This window comes from Bradyrhizobium sp. 45 (assembly GCF_023073155.1).
Classification (GTDB): domain Bacteria; phylum Pseudomonadota; class Alphaproteobacteria; order Rhizobiales; family Xanthobacteraceae; genus Bradyrhizobium; species Bradyrhizobium canariense_D.
Genome location: NZ_JADPIX010000008.1, coordinates 14126 through 33131 on the forward strand (window position 1 = coordinate 14126; position 19006 = coordinate 33131).

The following is a 19006-nucleotide window of genomic DNA, read 5'->3' on the forward strand; positions in this document are numbered from 1 at the left end:
TCAGACAATCAGAACGTTTCGGAGCTTGCCTGATCGTGCCCTGGATGTTCGTACGCTCGCGTACGCATCAGCTTTGCTCATCGATGCTCGCACCACCTGACGAACATCGCGGGCTCGTTCTGGTGAACCGCAATGTTCGGCGCGGGTGCGGGAACCTATTTTGAGTTAGCGCCATCGTTCGACGGACTGGAGCCGGTGGTGCCCTGAGATTTGTTTGCCGAGCCAGATCCAGTCGTGGTCGTGTTCATCGCTTCAAACACCGACATGCCATGAGGACCGATGGTCATCACCATGGGGTTGCCATCCTTCGTCTTGGCCTGAACAACGAAGGATTCGGCCACGACTTTGATGTCGGTGAAGCCTGCCTTCTTAAGATCATCCTGAATTTTCTGTGCTGCCGTAGTCTGGGCCGAGGTTGCGGCAGACTGCGAGGTACTCGTGGAGTTAGTGCCACTTTGCGCGAGCGCCGGACCGGAAACCGTTGCGGCGAGCAACAGGGCCGCCAAGAGCGTGGTCTTCATCGCTGTCTCCTTCGGTTTTGTTGGACGGAATACCACCACAGCGCCGGAGGGCTTCAGACGTTCCGACCCAAGGAGTTGGAGCGATGCGATGTCGGTACGAGACCGGACGAAGGCATACGACGTTCTTTGGGACGGAGCTGGTTCTTAAGGTCTCGCGGAAAGCAATTCAGAGCCGGCCAGCGCGGCGGACTCCAACTCTTCCTCTCCAAAGCTAAGTCGGCCTGCGTGGCTAAATATTTCGTAGCCATCATCGCGCGCGACCCCGACGAGCGTTACGCCGGCACGCTCAGCGGTCTCGATCGCCAGCGAAGTCGGCGCGGACACGGCGATGAGCAACGGCACGCCCATTCGGGCCGTCTTCTGGACCAGTTCGACGGAGACCCGACTGGTTATGAGGACAGCCCCCCGGGACGTTTCGAGGCCGGCTCTGGCCGCCGCACCAGCGAGTTTGTCCAGTGCATTGTGGCGTCCGACATCCTCCCTTACCAATCGGATGTCATGGCCGTCCCAGAAGGCCGCAGCGTGCATCGCGCCCGTCGCCTGGTTATGATGTTGGAGCGGTCGCAAGGAGCGCATCGCCTCCAGAAGGTCGAAGGGGCGAAACCCGCCCTCGCTGACCACGCGCGTCGGCCGCGGGCAAGCCTGTTCTAGGCTTTCAATTCCGCACAGGCCGCAGCCGACCGGCCCGACCATCGCCCTCCGCCTGTTGGCGAGGAGGTCACCATAGGAATCGTCTAGCCAGATCCGCACTTCGCAACCGAGCTCGAGCTCGACGACTTCGATGCTGATGATGTCCCCACCATGCTCCACAATGCCCTCGCTCAAGCTGAAGCCTACGCCGAAATCCACGAGGTCAACGGGAGAGGCCATCATCACCGCGTAAGTCGAGCCGTTGTACGTGAGCGCTATCGGCCGTTCCTCTGCGACCTTGCGAGAGGATGGAATCGGGCTACGCCCGCGCCACACCAGCTCTGGTTTGTCGCGCGTACAACGATCCTGCATATCCCGCTCCGAGGTTGGCTTCTGGCAACCTCAGCCATCGGGCCGCGTTCCCTGGCCATCATCCATTGTCGGGCCCCGCTCCCGCTGTTCAACATCGCGCGATCAAAACCATTCCCTTGGTACGGCACCGCGCACAGATTTCCTGAGCGGAGAATGCGTGTGTCGCCCGTCCGTCGATGGTCTTGCAGGTGCTGAGTTTTTTCACGCGCTTGCCGCTCAAGCCGCCGTCCCGCCGAGAAGCCGCTGCTCAGGAACCCGCGCGGGGAACATACGTTGCCGATGCACAGGCTGGCCGGTTCCCGAAGAGAAGCAAGATCATGGCGCGACCCAACGAAGCTGGTGACCACACTCCAGACACGGTTGAATACGACGGCCCAGCTGGCGGATGGGGGTCCCTGAAAGGAATAGCGCGGATCTTCGGCAAGGAGTGGGATTCGCCCGCGGCCTTGAACACCCTCCGTCGGCAGAACAAGCCGAAAGGCTTCATGTGCGTTTCCTGCTCATGGGCCAAACCTGCGGATTATCATGCCTTCGAATTCTGCGAGAACGGCGCCAAGGCGACCCTTTGGGAGCTGACGTCGCGCCGCTGTACGCCGGACTTCTTTGCCGAGCATACCGTGACCGAGTTGCTGTCATGGAGCGATTATGACCTCGAGCAGCAGGGGCGCCTGACACATCCACTGCGTTACGACAGTACCACTGATAAGTACGTTCCCTGCTCCTGGGACGAGGCATTTCATGCCATCGGATCGCAATTGAGGGCGCTCGATCCGAAATCGGTCGTATTCTATTCATCGGGCCGCGCAAGCCTCGAGACCTCCTACCTCTATGCCCTGTTCGCGCGGGTTTATGGCAACAACAACCTGCCAGACAGCTCCAACATGTGCCACGAAACGACCTCAGTCGCTCTCAAGAAGCTGATCGGGGCGGGCGTTGGGACCGTGGTCTTCGACGACCTCAGCAACTGCGATGCGATGTTCTTCTTCGGGCAAAATACCGGGTCGAACAGTCCACGCTTCCTTCATCCCCTACAGGACGCTGCCAAGCGCGGCGTCCAGATCATTACGTTCAACCCCGTCCGCGAAAAGGGTCTCGAAGTCTTCATCAATCCGCAGAATCCGACAGAGATGCTGACGGGCAAGGCCACACAAATCAGCAGCCAGTACCATCAAGTGAAGGTGGGGGGCGACATCGCGGTCATTGTGGGAATCTGCAAGCACGTCTTCGCGGCCGACGACGCGGCCAAGCAGCAGGGCAAACGTGTGATCGACGCTCCCTTCGTCGAGCAGCACACACATGGCTTCGAAGAGTTCGAAGCCAGGGTCCGGGCGACGTCCTGGGACGAGATCGAGATCGCATCCGGTCTGAGCCGTTCGGTTATCGAGGGCGCCGCGCAGGTCTACGTCGAGGCTGATCGCGTGATCGGGATCTACGGCATGGGCCTGACCCAGCACGTACACGGCTTCCAAAACGTGGCGATGCTCGTCAACATGCTGCTTCTAAAGGGAAACATCGGGAGAGACGGCACCGGCATCTCGCCCGTGCGTGGACACTCGAATGTCCAGGGTCAGCGCACCGTGGGCATCTCGGAAAAGCCCGAACTGGTTCCGCTCGATAAATACGCCAAGCAGTTCGGGTTCGAACCGCCGCGCGAGAAGGGCATGAACACCGTTGAGACATGCGAGGGCGTTCTCGCCGCCAAGGTCAAAGCGTTCGTCGGCCTCGGCGGAAATTTTGTCCGCGCCATTCCGGAGCGATCGAAGATGGAAGCGGCCTGGCGAGGGCTGGAGCTGACGGTCCAGATTGCCACCAAGCTCAACCGCAGCCACCTGGTGCACGGCAAGGCCGCCTATCTGCTGCCGTGCCTTGGTCGAACCGAAGAAGATGTACAGGCAAGCGGCCAGCAGGCGGTTACCATGGAGGATACGTTCAGCTGCATCCAGGGCTCGATCGGGTTGCGCAAGCCCGCCAGCGAGCACTTGAGATCCGAGGTGGCGATCGTCGCAGGTCTGGCCAAAGCAACCCTGCCCCCCAATCCCAAACTGAAATGGGATGAATGGGTCGGCAACTACGATCTCATCCGTAACGAGATCGCCGAGACCTATCCGGACGAATTCCACGACTTCAATGCGCGGATGTTCACGCCGGGCGGGTTCTATCGTGGCAATTCAGCCCGCGAACGGATTTGGAAGACCGAGAGCGGCAAGGCAGAGTTTACAGCGCCCGAAACCCTCACCTCGACCGGCTTTTCCGATGCGCCCGGCCGCTTCCGGCTGCTGACCATGCGCAGCAACGACCAGTTCAATACGACGATCTACGGCTACAGCGATCGGATGCGAGGCATTGAGGGCACGCGGGACGTATTGCTGATGAATCCCGATGAAATCGCACGCGCCGGACTTCAGGAGGGCCAAATGGTTTCCCTCGTCAGCGACGCGGAGGATGGCATCCTGCGCGAGGTGGGTCCTCTTAAGGTGACCCCGTTCAAACTGCCGGATGGCTGCGTCGGGGCCTACTACCCGGAAATGAACCCCCTGATCCCGCTCTCGCACCACGACATCCATTCGAAGACGCCGGCCGCTAAATCGGTGCCGGTCCGAATCCGCGCGTGAGCGATGGCGCGGAAGGGGGCCGATGAATGCAGGTTTTCCGCCCCGGCGCGAACACGATTGCGACGGTGATGATCGCGGCAATTGGAGCAGCGCCGGTGCTTGCAGTTGGGTTGTCCTATGAGGTGATGCGATCCCCTTACGTGACCAACCAGAACATCACGCGAAATCAGCCGGTGCCGTTCAGTCACGAGCATCACGTTTCCGGTCTCGGCCTGGACTGCCGCTATTGCCACACCTCGGTGGAGACGGCGCGCTTTGCCGGCATCCCGCCGACCGAGACCTGCATGACCTGCCATTCGCAGATATGGACCAACGCGCAAATGCTGGCGCCGGTGCGCGAGAGTCTTGCCAAGAACCAGCCGATTGCCTGGGAACGCGTCCACCGGCTTCCCGACTACGTCTATTTCGATCATTCCGTCCACGTCGCGAAAGGCGTCGGATGCACGACCTGTCATGGCGACGTCGGACGGATGCGGCTGATGCGCCAGGCCGCGCCGCTGACGATGCAATGGTGCCTCGATTGCCACCGCTCTCCTGAACGTTTCCTGCGTCCACGCGAAGCGGTTTTCGATCCGAACTGGCAGGCGCCCAAGAATCAGGCCGAGATCGGGCCCAAGCTTGCCGCAGGCTATCGCATCAACACGGGTCATTTGACGGACTGCACGATATGCCACCGCTGAAGGAATTGCCGACGCGGCCAAGTCCTGCCGGACGTAGCAAGCTCAATCGCCGTCAGGCCCTCAGCTTGCTGGCAACCGGCATGGCGGGTGGACTAGCGGCCTGCAGCAAGCCGGACGAGCAGATCCTGCCCTATGTCAGGATGCCCGAGCGGATCGTCCCCGGCGAACCGCTGAAATTTGCGACGACGCTCGCATTGGCGGGGATCGGTCGCGGCGTGGTCGTGACTTCAATTGACGGCAGGCCGATCAAAGTGGAAGGCAACCCGCGTCATCCGGGCAGCCTGGGTGCCACCGACGTTTTCGCTGAAGCAGCCGTTCTTTCGCTTTACGATCCCGACCGCTCGCGCACGATCCTGCACAATGCCGCGATAGCGCCGCGCGAAGCGTTGAACCGAGCGCTGGTGACCGAACTCTCCGAGGCCCGCAGCAGCCAGGGTAAAGGCCTGCGCTTGTTGACCGGGCGCACCACCTCCCCGACTTTGCTGCGCCAGATCGATGCTCTGCTTCAGGCGTTCCCGGCCGCATCGTGGCACGCGTACGATCCAACGGACGACGACAACGCGCACCAAGGTGCGCAGCTCGCTTATGGCCAGCCTGTGCGCAGCATTGCCGATTTCGCAAAGGCCCGGGTGATCGTCGCGCTCGATGCCGATCCGCTCGGGCATGGCCCCGATCAAATACGCATTGGCCGTGGTTACGCAACCGGCCGCGGCGACGCGAATGCCTTTTCGCGTCTCTATTGTCTTGAGAGCGCACTCACTCTCACGGGAGCAAAGGCGGACGAGCGTCTGGCGCTTCGTCCCGAGGCGATCGAGCGGTTTGCAGCGAGCCTCGCGCGGGAGCTCGGCGCGAGTGCAAGCGTCACCGAACTTGCCGAGCGCGAGCGTCTGCTCCTTCGGAAGATCACCGCCGACTTGAACTCGCACAAGGGTGAGGCGCTCGTTATCGCGGGCCCGGCAATGTCCCGGGAAGTTCACGCATTGGTGCATTGGATCAATGCCCAGCTCAATGCGTCCGTTCGGCTCATCGATCCCATTGATCGTACGCCGTCCGGCAAGCAGGCGGGAACGCTTGAACAGCTCGCTGGTGATCTGGACTCCGGCCGCGTGCGTCAGCTCGTCATGATCGGCGTCAATCCCGGTTATGACGCACCATCCGATTTGCACTTCGGGGCCCGCGCACAGAAAGCGGCCTTTCGCCTTCATATGGGCGAGTACGCGGACGAAACCGCGGCTATCGCCAACTGGCATGTCCCGCAAAGTCATCGGCTCGAAACGTGGTCGGATCTGCGGGCCGGCGACGGGACGGCAAGCATCTCCCAGCCCCTGATCAATCCCCTCTACGAGAGCTTCAGCGAGCACGAGCTTCTCGCCTGGCTGAACGGCGCAGATGACGCGCGCGCTTACGAATTGGTGCGGCAGACCTGGCGGAGCGCGGCCGCTGCGGATTTCGAGGGATGGTGGCAGCGCGTGCTGCACGAAGGGATCATTGCGGGAAGCGGCGCCACTGCTGCTTCGACGGCTGCTCCGCTTCTACTGGCGCTCGCGGACGCCGAACCTCACGATCTGCGTGATGACGAGATCAGCCTGGTTCTGCGTCCTGATCCTTGCCTCTGGGATGGCTCATACGCCAATAACGCCTGGCTCCAGGAGTGTCCGAAACCGCTCAGCAAGCAGGTCTGGGGCAATGCGCTCGCGCTGCATCCGGATGAGGCAACCCGCCTCGGTCTCACGTCCGGCGACGTCGTCACGATCGCCGCGAACGGCCGATCGATCGAGGTACCCGTTCTGACTGAACCCGGGATGGCCATGGGCGTCGGCGCGCTCACGCTCGGCGGGGGGCGGCAGAAGGCCGGCGCGATCGGCAATGGCGTCGGTGCCAACGCCTATACACTCCGGACATCCGGGAACCGATGGCACCTTCCGCAGGTCTCGATCCAGCCGACGGGGCGCCGCGAGCCGGTCCTTACGACTCAGAACATCGTCCGGTCGCCGGAAGACGTGCGCGAACTCTATCCGCTGTATCGGCTCGGCCAGCCGCTGCCAGGGCCAGTCCACCCGGATCCATCCAGCCTGATGCCGCCCAGCGCGAAGCCCGGCGACGGGCACGCCTGGGCGATGGTAATCGATACCTCGGTCTGCATCGGCTGCAATGCCTGCGTGGTCTCCTGCCAAGCCGAGAACAACGTCCCTGTGGTGGGTCCCGAGCAGGTTGCGATGGGGCGCGATATGCACTGGATGCGCGTCGATGGCTACGATCATAGCTCGGCGAACAGTCCGCAGATCGGCTTTCAACCCGTACCCTGCATGCATTGCGAGCACGCCCCGTGCGAGCCTGTCTGTCCTGTCGCCGCATCCGTTCACGACAGTGAGGGCCTCAACGCGCAGGTCTATAATCGCTGCATCGGCACCCGCTTCTGCGAGGCGAACTGCCCTTACAAGGTTCGTCGCTTCAACTTCTTCGGTTATGCCGACGGCGAGGAATACGGCAATCTCGGCGCGGAATCCTATCGCGGCCAGAAGAACCCGGAGGTGACCGTACGCGCCCGCGGCGTCATGGAAAAATGCACCTACTGTGTCCAGCGCATCAGCGGCGCACGTCGCGCCTCGGAACGCGAGAACCGGCCGCTCGGTCCACACGAGGTGCAGACGGCGTGTCAGAACGCGTGCCCGACCCGCGCCATCAGCTTCGGAGACCTGAACCAGGCTGACGCAGAGATCAACCACAGGAAAGCCGACCCGCGCCACTATGCCTTGCTCGGCCACCTCGGCACGCGGCCGCGCACCACCTATCTTGCCGATGTGCGCAATCCCGCACCTTCGGAGCCGGAGGGGCGGACATGAGCGAAGTTCTCCTTCCCCAGCATCCCCCGGCGCACCGCTGGATCTCGGCCGCGCGGGCAGGAGACGCCGCAGTTACCCAGGCCGTGGCAGATCCGCTCTTCACCGGGTTCGGCAAAACATGGTGGCTGGCCCTGCTTATCACCCTGCCGTTCGTGCTCTGGCTGTTCGTTGCAATCGCGTGGCTGTTCTATGAGGGCATCGGCATCTGGGGCATCAACTCCACCATTGTCTGGGGAGTCGCGATCGCCAACTACGTCTGGTGGATCGGAATCGGCAATGCCGGCACATTGATTTCGGCGATGCTGCTATTGACCCGGCAAAGATGGCGCGCCTCGATCAACCGCTTCGCGGAAGCCATGACGCTGTTTGCGGTTGCCATCGCCGGGCTGATGCCGATCGTTCACCTCGGTCGGCCGATCTACGCCTATTGGCTCGCGCCATATCCGAACACCATGGCGCTTTGGCCGCAATGGCGCAGCCCCCTGGTGTGGGACTTCTGGGCCATCGTCAGCTATCTGCTGTTCTCTATTCTGTTCTGGTATGTCAGCCTGATCCCTGATCTAGCGACCATGCGCGACCGCATGCCCTACCGTGCCGGCCAGCTGCTCTACGGCGCCTTCGCGCTGGGATGGCGCGGCTCGTCGCGCGAGTGGTCGCGCCTGCAGACACTGCATACCACGATGGCCGCCCTCGGCGTGCCTCTGGTCTGCTCGGTGCACTCGATCGTCGGTCTCGACTTCGCGGCGAGCCTGATGCCCGGTTGGCAGGAGAGCATCTTCCCACCCTATTTCGTGGTCGGGGCAATGTATTCCGGATTCGCGATGGTCGTGGTGCTGGCCGCCGCGATCCGCTGGGGCCTCAGCCTTCAGGCGATCATCACCCGCCGCCATTTCGACGTCATAGCCCGCATCCTGCTGATGGCCTCGATCGTCATGTTCTATTCCTATGCGACGGAATGGTTCATGGGCTGGTACGGCGGTGAGCATACCGACCGTGAGGTGGTTCGCTTCGAGTTCACTGGAACGTACGCGCCGCTGTTCTGGGCGTTGCTGGCCTGCAATTGCCTGATCCCGCAGTTACTCTGGTGGCCATTCGCACGGCGATCGCTGCTCATCCTGATTCCGATCGCGATTGCGATCAACATCGGAATGTGGCTGGAGCGTATCCTCATCATCTGGAACACGCTTTCGCACGGTTACATGCCGTCCCTGTGGCGCACGTTTCACTTCACGTTCTGGGACTGGAGCTTTCTTGTCGCGCCGCTCGGTTTTTTTGCCTTCCTGTTCCTTATCTTCGTGAGGCTGGTTCCGAGCATTTCAATGTTCGACGTGCGCAAGCTCGCTCATCAGGAGGCCGCGGCATGACGGCAAAGCTTGTGGGCGAATTCCTCGACGGTGAAGCGCTGAAGGCGGCCCTGCAGCGCGTGCGTACGGCGGGACACGCCGCACTCGAAGCATTCGCGCCGTATCCGATCGAAGGGCTTGCCGAACAGCTTGTTGAGGGCCGATCCGCAATTCGCGTTGTGATGCTCGCCGGCGGCCTCGGAGCTGCGGCATTCGCCTTCGTGCTGCAATGGTACAGCGCGGTGATCGACTATCCCATCAACAGCGGCGGCCGGCCACTGAACTCCTGGCAGGTGTTCCTGCTGGTGCCGTTTGAGGTCGGTGTCCTCGCGGCCGCGCTCGCCGGCGCCATCACCTTTTTTTGGTCGTGCCGCCTGCCTCGTCTCCACGATGCAATGTTCGAGATTCCGGGCTTCGAACGCGCAACGCAGGATCGCTACTTCCTGCTGGCCGCTTCTGACGGCGACCCGAACGAGCTGAGGACGGTCCTCCGCGACGCCGGCGCCGTCGCGATCACGGAGCTGCGCACGCCATGACCGCCCGCGCGCTGCCATGGCTGCTGTTGCTATCATCGGCGCTCACCGGCTGTGGCGATCATTCCATGTCTCAGCAGAATCGCTACGGCACGTTCTCGAAGGCTGCGCTGTTCAAGGATGGCACCGAAGCCCAGACCTTACCGGAAGGGGTCGTTGCACAGGGCGATCTCGACCGTTTGCAGCAGATCACCAAGCCGCCCGCGGTCGACATGGCGCTGCTGGCCCGCGGCCGCGAGCGCTACGATATCTATTGCTCCCCGTGTCACGGGTTCTCCGGCCACGGCGACGGCATGATCGTGCAGCGTGGCTTTCCCGCACCCCCGTCCTACCATTCCGCGCGCCTCCGCTCGGCCGATGCTCAACACTTCTTCGACGTGATCACTCATGGCTACGGCGTGATGTATTCCTACGCTGCGCGCGTCGAGCCGCGCGACCGCTGGGCGATCATCGCCTATATCCGCGCGCTGCAGCAGTCGCAACACGCCGACGTCGCCGACGTCCCGGAGCTGAGGAGCAAGCTGCCGTGACCGCCGTGCTCCGCCGCCCTGCCCTCAGAGCAATTTGGACGCCGCGAATTGCAGCGGGCCTCGTGGTGATCTTGCTCGCCTCTGGCCTCGTGCTCGCGGCCGGGAGACTCGGCCCCTATCCGAGCCTGCTCCAGGGCTGGCTCTTTGGATTTGCGATCTGGAGCTGCGCCCCCATCGGCAGCATGACGCTGCTGCTGATTCATCGCTTGACCGGCGGCCGCTGGGGCTTTGCGGCCGGACCGGTGCTGCGACCCCTCGCACTTATGGTGCCCCTCGTCGCCATCGCCTTCATCCCCGTTCTCGCCGGACTGACTGACATCTACCCCTGGGCCGCGGATGCCAGCCAGATCAAGCCCGACATTGCGCGCTGGTACCTCAGCCAGCCGTGGTTTGTCCTGCGTGCCGTGATCGCATTGATCGGATGGTCCGTGCTCGGAGTGACTTTCGGTCTTAAACGAGGTGGACGGCTACTGGCCGCGCTCGGACTTGCGTTCTTCGGGCTTACCATCAGCATGGTTGCGGTCGATTGGTTCCTCTCCGTCGAACCGCATTACGTTTCCACCGCCTTCGCCTTCATGATTGCAATACAGCAGCTGCTCGCCGCGCTGGCCGTTGTCGCCGTGCTTGCAACGTCGAACGTCGATGGCAAAGCGCTGAGCGATATCGGCAGCCTTTTGATCGCAACGCTGCTGGGCGTCGTCTACCTCGAATACATGACATATGTGGTGGCCTGGTACGGCGATCTACCTCACAAGGCCGAGTGGTTCCTGAGGCGCAGCACGGACGTATGGACCAACATTCTGCTCGTGGCATTCGTCACCGGAGCCGTGCTTCCGTTTGCGATGTTGCTGTTGGAGGACGTGCGCCGCAGCCCTGCAGGCTTGCGCATCGTCGGCTTGTTGCTGTTCCTCGGCACTGTCATGCACTTCGCTTGGCTCCTGGTGCCGGCATTTTCCGCGCAAGTTCATGTTGCACTCACCGCTCTCGGCGCCCTCCTCACCTTGACCGTTGCTTCGGTACTCTTTGGGCAGGGCACCCCATTCGCAGAGGTGCGCCATGCCGAATGAGGAGATGGGCAGCCGCGCGCTGCCAGAAACGGCCGGCATAGACAACCGCGCCGTTCTCGCCATCGTCGGCAGCTTCTTGCTCTTCGTGGGCGCCGCGATTGCGGGAATTCTGCTGTTCCTGAATAGCGAGGCGCCGGGCGCATTCACGCCCCGCGCAGAAAGCCGGTTTCCCTCGCCCGAGCTCCAGACCTCGCCGGAGGACGACCTGACCCGGTTCGAGGCCGCCCAGCGAGCGAGGCTCACCACTTATGCCTGGGTCGATCGCGACCACAACATCGCCCACATCCCGATCGATCAGGCGATGCAGCTGGTCGCAGGACGGGGCCGGCACGCCTACGACGCCCTTCGACCCGCACCCGCACCCGCACCTCCGCCAGGTGCGAGTGGAGGCAATCCATGAGGCGGTCCATCTTCATCATGGCCCTTGCGCTCTGGCCGGGGCTCGCGCATGCCGGTTTGACCGAGGAGCAGATCGGGCGCGTCGGGTTCGATCCTCCTCAGGGCGCCCGCGTTCCGTTATCCCTGCAGTTTAGGGCCGTCGGCGGTTACACCGTCACCCTTGGCGATGCCATCGACGGACGTCCGACCCTGCTCCTTCCAGCGGACTTCACCTGCAAGCAGATTTGCGGGCCTGCGCTGACGATCGCAAGCTCGGCGCTGCAGCAGACCGGGTTTATCGCAGGACGCGACTACAGCCTCGTCGTTCTCGGCATCGATCCGCGCGACACCATTGACGACGCCCGCCGCTTTACCCAGGGACAGATCGGGGGCACGGGAACATCGGTCCTGACAGGATCGCAGGAGACTGTTGCCGCGCTGCTCGGTGCAATCGGATACCATACCGAAACCGACGACAAGCATAACGCGATTGCGCATCCGGCAGCCTTCGTCACGCTCGCGCCCGACGGACGGGTCGTCCGCGCGCTGTCCAGCCTCGCGCTGCAGCCCGGTGACCTTCGCCTCGCTCTGTTGGATGCCGGTGACGGGCGGATCGGTGGACTCTCCGGACGCATCGCGCTGCTCTGCTATGGATTTGACGCGGTACACGGAATCTACACCCGCAGGATCACAACGGTCCTGCAGATTTTCGGAGCATCCACGGTTGCCGTCATGGCCGCCCTCGTCGGGCTGATGCTGGTCCGCAGCAGGCGTCGGGGAGCCTCGGCATGAATTCGTTATTCAGGCTGCCGGAAGCGAGCACACACGCCGTCACGGTTGATCACATCTTCTATCTTCTGCTCTTCCTTTCCGGGGCGACCGTGGTCCTCGTCTTCGGGCTCATCCTGCTGTTTGCCGTTCGATATCGGCGCGGATCTCCCGCCAAGCGCGGCCCGATGCCTGAGATTCTCAGCCGTGAGTTCGAAATCGGTTGGACGGTCGCGACGTTGCTGATGTTCGCCTTCCTATTCTGGTGGGCATCTTCCGCTGACCTCAGCAGCCTTGCCGCGCCCACGGGCGCACTTGAAATCCACGTCATCGCCAAGCAGTGGATGTGGAAGACGCAACATCCGAACGGCGCGCGTGAGATCAATGCCCTTCACGTGCCGCTGGATAAGCCCGTCCATCTCCTGATGAGCTCGCAGGACGTGATCCATTCCTTCTTCGTCCCCGCGTTTCGGGTCAAGAAGGACGTGCTGCCTGGCCGCGACACTGACATCTGGTTTCAAGCCAGCAAAACCGGCACCTTTCCACTGCTCTGCGCTGAGTATTGCGGCACGAACCATTCCATGATGCGCGGCAAGATCGTGGTCATGCGACAGGATGACTATGCCAAATGGCTGGTCCAGCAGCCGGAGGGCGACGATCTTGCCCATGAGGGCGCCAGGCTGTTCGTGTCGCGGGGATGTTCGGGCTGCCACGCCGTCTCCTCGAACGTCCACGCGCCGCGCCTGACGGGTCTCTACGGCCGCGCGGTGCAGCTGGCGGATGGACGCACCGTTTCCGCGGACGATGCCTACATCCGCGATTCGATCCTGCAGCCGAACCGCGACGTCGTGGCCGGCTTTGAGCCCATCATGCCGAGCTTCAAAGGGCTGCTCGACGACGGAGAGATCCAGAGCCTGACCGCCTACATCCGCTCGCTCAGGGAGGAGCAGCAAAATGACTGACGCCCTGCTCGCCGGGGAGCTGCCGCTTCCGCCACGCCCCGATTATCTCCGCCACGGCTCGACGATCTCGTCCTGGCTTGCCACGACCGACCACAAGCGCATTGCAATCCTTTACGCGATCACCATCACGTTCTTCTTTTTTCTGGGAGGAGCCGCAATCACCGCCGTTCGGCTCGAGCTGTTCCAGCCGAACGGATGGCTGTTGACGTCGGACACTTACAACAAGCTGTTCTCGTTCCACGGGATCATCATGGTCTGGTTCTTCCTGGTGCCGTCGATCCCGAATACGTTCGGCAATTTCCTGCTGCCGCTGATGATCGGCGCGCCCGATGTCGCGTTTCCGCGCCTCAATCTTTTCAGCTGGTATTTGACCGTCGCGGCCGGGGCTTTCACCGTTTATGCCCTCGTCGCCGGAGGCGTCGACACCGGCTGGACGTTCTATACGCCTTATTCGTCGATGTTCTCCAACAGCCACGTCTTCGCTGCGGCCGCGGGCGTGTTCGTTGTCGGCTTTGCCAGCATCGCCACGGGAGTGAACTTCATCGCGACCACCCACATGCTTCGTGCTCCCGGCATGACCTGGTTCCGGCTGCCGCTGTTCGTCTGGGCGATCTACGCGACGTCGCTGATCATGGTGCTTGCCACCCCGGTGCTCGCCATCTCGCTCCTGCTCGTGATCGCGGAGCGCGTGCTGGGCTTGCCGATCTTCGATCCGGCTCGCGGCGGCGATCCGATCCTGTTCCAGCACCTGTTCTGGTTCTACTCGCATCCGGCGGTTTACATCATGGTCCTGCCGGCGATGGGCGTCGTGTCCGAAATAATCCCATGCTTCGCGAGGCGGCGAATTTTCGGATACGACTTCATGGTCTATGCCATGCTTGCGATTGCGGGCGTCGGATTCTTCGTCTGGGGCCACCACATGTTTGTCTCCGGACAGTCAGCCCTGGCCAGCCTCGTGTTCTCCTTCCTCTCCTTCATCATCGCCGTGCCGTCGGCAATCAAGGTTTTCAACTGGACCGCTTCGCTGTATCGCGGTCAGATCAGCTTCGAATCGCCGATGCTGTATGCGCTTGGCTTCGTCGGTCTGTTTACGACCGGCGGGCTCTCCGGGCTGTTCCTCGCCTCGATCCCGGTGGACATCCATGTCACCGACACCTACTTCGTCGTCGCGCACTTCCACTACATCATGGTGGGCGGATCGGTGTCCGCCTTCTTTGCCGGGCTCCACTTCTGGTGGCCCAAGGTCACAGGCAAGCTCTATCCGGAGAGCTGGGCGAAGTTCGCGGCCATCCTCATGTATGCCGGCTTCAACATGACATTCCTGCCGCAATTCTTCGCCGGGTACCTCGGCATGCCGCGCCGCTACCATACCTATCCGGCGGAGTTTCAGATCTACAATGTCATGTCGTCTGCGGGAGCGGCGGTCCTCGCCATCGCCTACTTGTTGCCTCTGGGATATCTCACCTGGTCCCTGTTCTACGGCGGAAAGGCCGCGAAGAACCCTTGGGGCGCGACAGGGCTGGAGTGGACCACGGGTTCTCCGCCTCCCCCGAAGAATTTTGACAGGAAGCCCCGAGTAGATCGCGCGCCGTATGACTACCACGCCGAAGGCATGTCGGCTGGAACCGATCCCCCCGAAATGCAAAACGCAAGAGAAACGCGATGAGCGACGAAAGCGCACTGCTGAGAGAACCCTGGTTGGATTTCGGCCGGCAGCGCGAGGCAGGCAAGTTCGGCATATGGGTTTTCCTCGCCAGCGAGACGCTGTTCTTCGGGGCGCTGATGCTGACTTACACGGTTTGTCGAATCGAGCATCCAGAGGCGTTCGCTGCAGCCGGGAGGGAGACAAATATCTGGTACGGCACGATCAATACCGCCGTGCTGTTGACGAGCAGCCTCACCATGGCCATGGCTTCGCAAGCGTCCGAAACGTCTGCGCGACTGCGACGGCTCGTCCTCGTGTGCCTCATGCTGACCGCGTTGCTCGGGCTCGCGTTCATCGTCATCAAGGGCTTCGAGTACAAGGAGGACATCGATAAGCAGCTCGTACCGGGAGCCGGGTTTGCGTTGTCTCTGCCAGGAGCGCAGCTGTTTTATGGATTTTATTGGCTGGTCACGGGCGTCCACGCGATCCACCTTTCCATCGGGATTGCTCTCGTGAGCCGCTTGTTCTGGGTGCTGCTCCGGCACCAACTCCCGGCGAAAGACAATCCCGAGATCGAGGTCACAGCCCTCTACTGGCATCTGGTCGATATCGTGTGGATCTTCCTCTATCCGCTGATCTATTTGCCGGGGCGTGCATCATGAACAGGCAAGGTGAATCAGGCGGTATTGTGCGCCGCCTATGGGCGAGGAACCTCTTGATCTGGGCAGCGCTCCTCGCACTCCTCTTGCTCAGCCTCGTCGTCGCCTATGTTCCCATGGGCCGAATGACAACAGCCAGCGGCATCATCATTGCGGGGGTGAAATCGACCCTCGTCGTCTTGCTCTTCATGCAACTCGCCTCAGCGAAGCCGCTGATCCGGATCGCGGCGATCTCGGGGCTTGTTTTCGTGATCGCGATGTTCGCATTGACCTTCGCTGATGTTCTCGTACGCATCTAACGCACGGGAGCCCTCACTTTTGGATACCTTCTGCTACCCCGCACGCATTGAAGCGCTCTGATGCAGCCACCTTCGAACGCAAGCTTGGGAGAGGAGAACTTTCGCTGCGCTCAAAAAGGTGACTGCACCAGTTCGCTCGTGAAGCCATGCGCCTCTCCGTGAGGCACACCGCCGGGGACCATCAGGCGGACGTTGGTGGCTCACGAGTTCTGAAACTCCTTCATATCGAGCCGCAGACCGGCTTTGTTTGCTTGCTCTGCTGTGACGTAAGGCAGACCATAATAGCTTAGGTTCGGGCTCCATCGCCCCGTTTGGCCCGGGTAAGGGAAGGCATAGGTGCCCCCGCCAACGGACGCCTCGCGGGATATCACAACCGCCGCGAGCTTTCCGCCGCTGTCGAAAACGAGGTCGGAGACATAGCCATAGCCTTGGCCTGCCTGCAGCCGCGCATAATCTCCGATGACCTTGGAGACCGAGAATTCGTGCGGCTCTGCTTGGGCCTGATCAGGGTCAACAAAGAGGCCGTATTCTCGCGACCTCAAATCGGAAAAGTCGGCCACGATAGCTCCTTCGTGAAGCGGGCGCAGCACCCGGTTGAAAGGAATTCGGGAGATGAACTCCGGCTCATCCTTCGTTCTGAAGCCTTCGACGAGCAAAGAATCAATCTGCCCGTCGTCTGCCAAGGTCACGTTCCGGACGGCTCCCAAATACTCACCTTTCAACGAGAACACCGCGCTCCCAAGCAGTCGCGAAGCACGGTAGCCATTATAGACCGTGTTGACGAACTGCTCGGACTGCGCCGACTGTTCGGTGGCAGTCTGCGTCGCCGCCTCTGCCCATGAGGGACCCAACAGAACGGAGGTCGAGATTGTACCTACGACAATTGCAAGGGTGATCCTGCTCTTTGCGTCCATTCAACGCTCCTGCGATCCACGTGCCAACAATATCATTGCTCGTATAATCATTTCCGAAGCTCGAAGTTCTGGCCGGCCATCAAGCGAATGGTCCGCTGCCGTGCCAACGAAAAGGTGCAGCGATCAATCGGATACCTGGCCCTTGGAAAACGCACCGCAGATCCACGCGTGCACATCCTGGCAAACGCTATTACATGCCTCGGCCGACGCACTTCGTTCGTTGCTCGCGCATCAGAGGCAGCTCACGATCCAGGCCTTGAGGAGCTGGTCAGGCTTCTCCTGACGGGTCTTCACCTAAGCCCGACTGTGAGGAGGCCCGCGCGCGCCCCACATCTTGGTGAATAACCGTTTCCAAGGAGACGCGAAATGCTCAGCAACGAACCCGAACACGTCGTGCGGACGCACAGTGCGACGCCATCTCTGCAACGGTCACGAGAGCGCGATCAAACGCCGCACGCGCACCCCGCAAACAACGATCTGATCCGCCACCTCCCACAATCATCACGCCGCCGGCTAGTCGAGCTCTGCGAGGAGGTAACACTGAGACCAAGGCAAATGCTGCAGGAGCGCAATCAACCACTGCAGTATGCCTATTTTGTGGAACATGGCGCGGCCTCGCTGACCGCTAGGGCTGGAGACTGCCTCCCCGTCGAGATACAGACTGTTGGAGCGAAGGACTTCATCGGCATCCCCCTGATCCTTGGCATGCGCGTTTCCCCTCACCGTTGCATGGTTCAGGTTGCCGGGAGAGCCTTGCGCATCGGGGTCGATGCTTTGCTCGAGCTGCTGAGGGGGGATGTCGAGATCCAGAAGCTGTTGCTACGGTACGTGCAGGCCACCCTGATCCAAAGCTCGCAGTTGGCTGCATGTAACTCGCGTCACAGCTTGCAGCAACGATTGGCTCGGTGGCTTCTCGTTGCAGAGGATAAGTTGTTCTCCCGCGAAATCCCGCTCACGCATCGATGCATTGCACAGGCCCTTGGAGTTCGCCGCGCAGGTATCACGTCGACAATGGGCGAAATGGAAGCGCGAGGCATCATCAAGCAAGGCCGCGCTCAAGTCGAGATTCTGGATCAGTCGCAGCTCGAGCAATCGTCCTGCAGCTGCTATCGCGTGATTTTATCTGCGCATGAGAACTCCCTTGGTGCAGCCAATGCCCGATACACAAGCAATTGGTGAATGATGGCTCAAGAGAATGAGGGCTTGGGCATCGCAATGCGCTTCCCTTGCCCGGTCGCGTACCGAGTTCAGGCCGGCGCAGCGAACCCTAAGTGTCCCACCCCGTTAATCGTCGCAAGCTGCCCGGGAATCGAATGCGAGGCGCTTTGGGTGCAGAAGCCACGCTCCGTCGGCGGCGGAATGGCCCGATCTGTCCGCTAAAATCGACGGTAGGAGCCTTGCGGGATCGCCAGGAGTGAGTCGCCAGCTTGCCGAAGTCCAACGTCTCCAGAGCAACGACTATCTTTGGGCAGTACGGTACCATCGCGCGCGTTGCGCCGCTGGTCTTGGTTCTGCTCACCCCGATGGGCGAGTACGTTTTTCACCTTTCTCCGATCTGGATATTCGGATCCGGCGTTCTCGCAACAGCTGTACTCGCTGAATGGATTCGCGTAGCAACCGACCAGCTATCCTCCCACACCGGTCCTGCCATAGGCGGTCTCCTGACCGTCAGTCTTGGAAGCTTGGCCGAACTCATTCTTGCGCTATTTGTTCTCGCGCGCGGCCATGTCGAGGTGGTTCACGCCCAGATCACCGGGTCCATAGCGGCGACCTGCTTGTTGGGGCTGGGTCTGGCCATCGTTGCCGGCGGGTTCAATCGCGACCGCCAGAGCTTCACCCAAGCGCGCGCTGGGTTGTTGTCGAGCATGCTCGTCCTGTCGGTGATCGCTCTCATTCTGCCCGCAGTGTTCGACTACGCGGGTCGCAACATCCGTCATGTCAATCACGTGAATGCCTCCGACGAATTGCTTATCCTGGCTGTGTCCATGGTGCTGCTAGGGTCTGTACCTAATTAGCGAGTTCTGATTCCCTGGTGCTAAGTTGATTCGGCACGGGGGACTTCGATGCGCAAAGGACTGTTCTGGCTCAACGACAAGCAGTGGGCTCAGATAGAGCCGCATCTGCCAACGAACCAGACCGGCCCGGCGCGCCAAGACGATCGACGCATTATCAGCGGTATCATTCACATGCTCCAGTGCGGCGCACGCTGGCGCGATTGCCCGTCCGACTATGGCCCTTACACGACGATAT

19 protein-coding genes are annotated in these 19006 nt (G+C 61.6%); 16 read left to right on the plus strand and 3 right to left on the minus strand.

Features of this window, described 5'->3' with window-relative positions; genetic code table 11:
• Nucleotides 1–155: 155 nt before the first annotated feature.
• Together IVB42_RS01485 and fdhD are read right to left on the minus strand one after the other, a co-directional pair.
• The gene (locus tag IVB42_RS01485) at nt 156–521 is read right to left on the minus strand and encodes a hypothetical protein (protein WP_247391873.1); all 366 of its coding nucleotides are present in this window, start codon (nt 519–521) and stop codon (nt 156–158) included.
• A gap of 144 nt (nt 522–665) precedes the next feature.
• A complete protein-coding gene (gene fdhD, locus IVB42_RS01490; RefSeq protein ID WP_247391875.1) occupies nt 666–1523 on the minus strand; it encodes a formate dehydrogenase accessory sulfurtransferase FdhD in 858 nt (285 codons plus the stop codon).
• Between the two features lie 317 nt (nt 1524–1840).
• On the opposite strand from fdhD, the gene IVB42_RS01495 reads away from it, so the two are divergent.
• From IVB42_RS01495 to IVB42_RS01555, 13 genes are read left to right on the plus strand one after another with little or no spacing between them, the layout of a single operon-like run.
• Nucleotides 1841–4135 (plus strand): FdhF/YdeP family oxidoreductase, encoded by a 2295-nt coding sequence (locus IVB42_RS01495; RefSeq protein WP_247391878.1) that lies wholly within the window; start codon nt 1841–1843, stop codon nt 4133–4135.
• 26 nt (nt 4136–4161) lie between these two features.
• Nucleotides 4162–4815: a cytochrome c3 family protein gene (locus IVB42_RS01500; protein WP_247391882.1), complete on the plus strand. Its 654-nt coding sequence runs from the start codon at nt 4162–4164 to the stop codon at nt 4813–4815.
• On the plus strand, nt 4803–7658 hold the full coding sequence (locus IVB42_RS01505) for a 4Fe-4S dicluster domain-containing protein (protein WP_247391885.1): 2856 nt from the start codon (nt 4803–4805) through the stop codon (nt 7656–7658). Before IVB42_RS01500 ends, IVB42_RS01505 begins: the two co-directional genes overlap by 13 nt.
• A complete protein-coding gene (gene nrfD, locus IVB42_RS01510; protein ID WP_247391886.1) occupies nt 7655–9022 on the plus strand; it encodes an NrfD/PsrC family molybdoenzyme membrane anchor subunit in 1368 nt (455 codons plus the stop codon). Before IVB42_RS01505 ends, nrfD begins: the two co-directional genes overlap by 4 nt.
• The gene (locus IVB42_RS01515) at nt 9019–9537 is read left to right on the plus strand and encodes a DUF3341 domain-containing protein (RefSeq protein ID WP_247391888.1); all 519 of its coding nucleotides are present in this window, start codon (nt 9019–9021) and stop codon (nt 9535–9537) included. The genes nrfD and IVB42_RS01515 overlap by 4 nt, the downstream gene beginning before the upstream one ends.
• Nucleotides 9534–10064 carry a cytochrome c gene (locus IVB42_RS01520; protein WP_247391890.1) on the plus strand — a complete coding sequence of 177 codons (531 nt, stop codon included), beginning with the start codon at nt 9534–9536 and terminating at the stop codon, nt 10062–10064. The genes IVB42_RS01515 and IVB42_RS01520 overlap by 4 nt, the downstream gene beginning before the upstream one ends.
• Nucleotides 10061–11131 (plus strand): hypothetical protein, encoded by a 1071-nt coding sequence (locus tag IVB42_RS01525; protein ID WP_247469631.1) that lies wholly within the window; start codon nt 10061–10063, stop codon nt 11129–11131. The genes IVB42_RS01520 and IVB42_RS01525 overlap by 4 nt, the downstream gene beginning before the upstream one ends.
• On the plus strand, nt 11121–11531 hold the full coding sequence (locus IVB42_RS01530; RefSeq protein WP_247391894.1) for a hypothetical protein: 411 nt from the start codon (nt 11121–11123) through the stop codon (nt 11529–11531). The genes IVB42_RS01525 and IVB42_RS01530 overlap by 11 nt, the downstream gene beginning before the upstream one ends.
• On the plus strand, nt 11528–12301 hold the full coding sequence (locus IVB42_RS01535; RefSeq protein ID WP_247393490.1) for an SCO family protein: 774 nt from the start codon (nt 11528–11530) through the stop codon (nt 12299–12301). The genes IVB42_RS01530 and IVB42_RS01535 overlap by 4 nt, the downstream gene beginning before the upstream one ends.
• On the plus strand, nt 12298–13239 hold the full coding sequence (coxB, locus tag IVB42_RS01540; protein ID WP_247391898.1) for a cytochrome c oxidase subunit II: 942 nt from the start codon (nt 12298–12300) through the stop codon (nt 13237–13239). Before IVB42_RS01535 ends, coxB begins: the two co-directional genes overlap by 4 nt.
• Nucleotides 13232–14905, plus strand: a complete 1674-nt coding sequence (locus IVB42_RS01545) for a cytochrome c oxidase subunit I (protein WP_247391900.1) — start codon at nt 13232–13234, stop codon at nt 14903–14905. Before coxB ends, IVB42_RS01545 begins: the two co-directional genes overlap by 8 nt.
• Nucleotides 14902–15546 (plus strand): cytochrome c oxidase subunit 3 family protein, encoded by a 645-nt coding sequence (locus tag IVB42_RS01550; RefSeq protein ID WP_247391902.1) that lies wholly within the window; start codon nt 14902–14904, stop codon nt 15544–15546. Before IVB42_RS01545 ends, IVB42_RS01550 begins: the two co-directional genes overlap by 4 nt.
• 53 nt (nt 15547–15599) lie before the next feature.
• Nucleotides 15600–15842 (plus strand): cytochrome C oxidase subunit IV family protein, encoded by a 243-nt coding sequence (locus tag IVB42_RS01555; RefSeq protein ID WP_247327365.1) that lies wholly within the window; start codon nt 15600–15602, stop codon nt 15840–15842.
• 200 nt (nt 15843–16042) lie between these two features.
• On the opposite strand, the gene IVB42_RS01560 is transcribed toward IVB42_RS01555, so the two are convergent.
• The gene (locus IVB42_RS01560; protein WP_247391904.1) at nt 16043–16756 is read right to left on the minus strand and encodes a PRC-barrel domain-containing protein; all 714 of its coding nucleotides are present in this window, start codon (nt 16754–16756) and stop codon (nt 16043–16045) included.
• Nucleotides 16757–17122: 366 nt separating this feature from the next.
• On the opposite strand from IVB42_RS01560, the gene IVB42_RS01565 reads away from it, so the two are divergent.
• From IVB42_RS01565 to IVB42_RS01575, 3 genes are all read left to right on the plus strand, one after another.
• Complete coding sequence (locus IVB42_RS01565) at nt 17123–17935, plus strand: Crp/Fnr family transcriptional regulator (RefSeq protein WP_247391906.1); 813 nt, start codon at nt 17123–17125, stop codon at nt 17933–17935.
• Between the two features lie 248 nt (nt 17936–18183).
• Nucleotides 18184–18771 (plus strand): hypothetical protein, encoded by a 588-nt coding sequence (locus IVB42_RS01570; RefSeq protein ID WP_247469632.1) that lies wholly within the window; start codon nt 18184–18186, stop codon nt 18769–18771.
• Nucleotides 18772–18819: 48 nt separating this feature from the next.
• Nucleotides 18820–19006 (plus strand): transposase (locus IVB42_RS01575; RefSeq protein WP_247393458.1); only part of this gene is annotated, 187 nt, incomplete at its 3' end.

Coding starts and splice junctions, on each gene's coding strand:
- fdhD (WP_247391875.1), bottom strand. CDS start 1,523: ATGCAGGATCGTTGTACGCGCGACAAACCAGAGCTGGTGTGGCGCGGG.
- IVB42_RS01530 (WP_247391894.1), top strand. CDS start 11,121: ATGCCGAATGAGGAGATGGGCAGCCGCGCGCTGCCAGAAACGGCCGGC.
- IVB42_RS01520 (WP_247391890.1), top strand. CDS start 9,534: ATGACCGCCCGCGCGCTGCCATGGCTGCTGTTGCTATCATCGGCGCTC.
- IVB42_RS01505 (WP_247391885.1), top strand. CDS start 4,803: ATGCCACCGCTGAAGGAATTGCCGACGCGGCCAAGTCCTGCCGGACGT.
- IVB42_RS01565 (WP_247391906.1), top strand. CDS start 17,123: ATGCTCAGCAACGAACCCGAACACGTCGTGCGGACGCACAGTGCGACG.
- IVB42_RS01550 (WP_247391902.1), top strand. CDS start 14,902: ATGAGCGACGAAAGCGCACTGCTGAGAGAACCCTGGTTGGATTTCGGC.
- nrfD (WP_247391886.1), top strand. CDS start 7,655: ATGAGCGAAGTTCTCCTTCCCCAGCATCCCCCGGCGCACCGCTGGATC.
- IVB42_RS01485 (WP_247391873.1), bottom strand. CDS start 521: ATGAAGACCACGCTCTTGGCGGCCCTGTTGCTCGCCGCAACGGTTTCC.
- IVB42_RS01500 (WP_247391882.1), top strand. CDS start 4,162: ATGCAGGTTTTCCGCCCCGGCGCGAACACGATTGCGACGGTGATGATC.
- IVB42_RS01560 (WP_247391904.1), bottom strand. CDS start 16,756: ATGGACGCAAAGAGCAGGATCACCCTTGCAATTGTCGTAGGTACAATC.
- IVB42_RS01545 (WP_247391900.1), top strand. CDS start 13,232: ATGACTGACGCCCTGCTCGCCGGGGAGCTGCCGCTTCCGCCACGCCCC.
- IVB42_RS01495 (WP_247391878.1), top strand. CDS start 1,841: ATGGCGCGACCCAACGAAGCTGGTGACCACACTCCAGACACGGTTGAA.
- coxB (WP_247391898.1), top strand. CDS start 12,298: ATGAATTCGTTATTCAGGCTGCCGGAAGCGAGCACACACGCCGTCACG.
- IVB42_RS01515 (WP_247391888.1), top strand. CDS start 9,019: ATGACGGCAAAGCTTGTGGGCGAATTCCTCGACGGTGAAGCGCTGAAG.
- IVB42_RS01535 (WP_247393490.1), top strand. CDS start 11,528: ATGAGGCGGTCCATCTTCATCATGGCCCTTGCGCTCTGGCCGGGGCTC.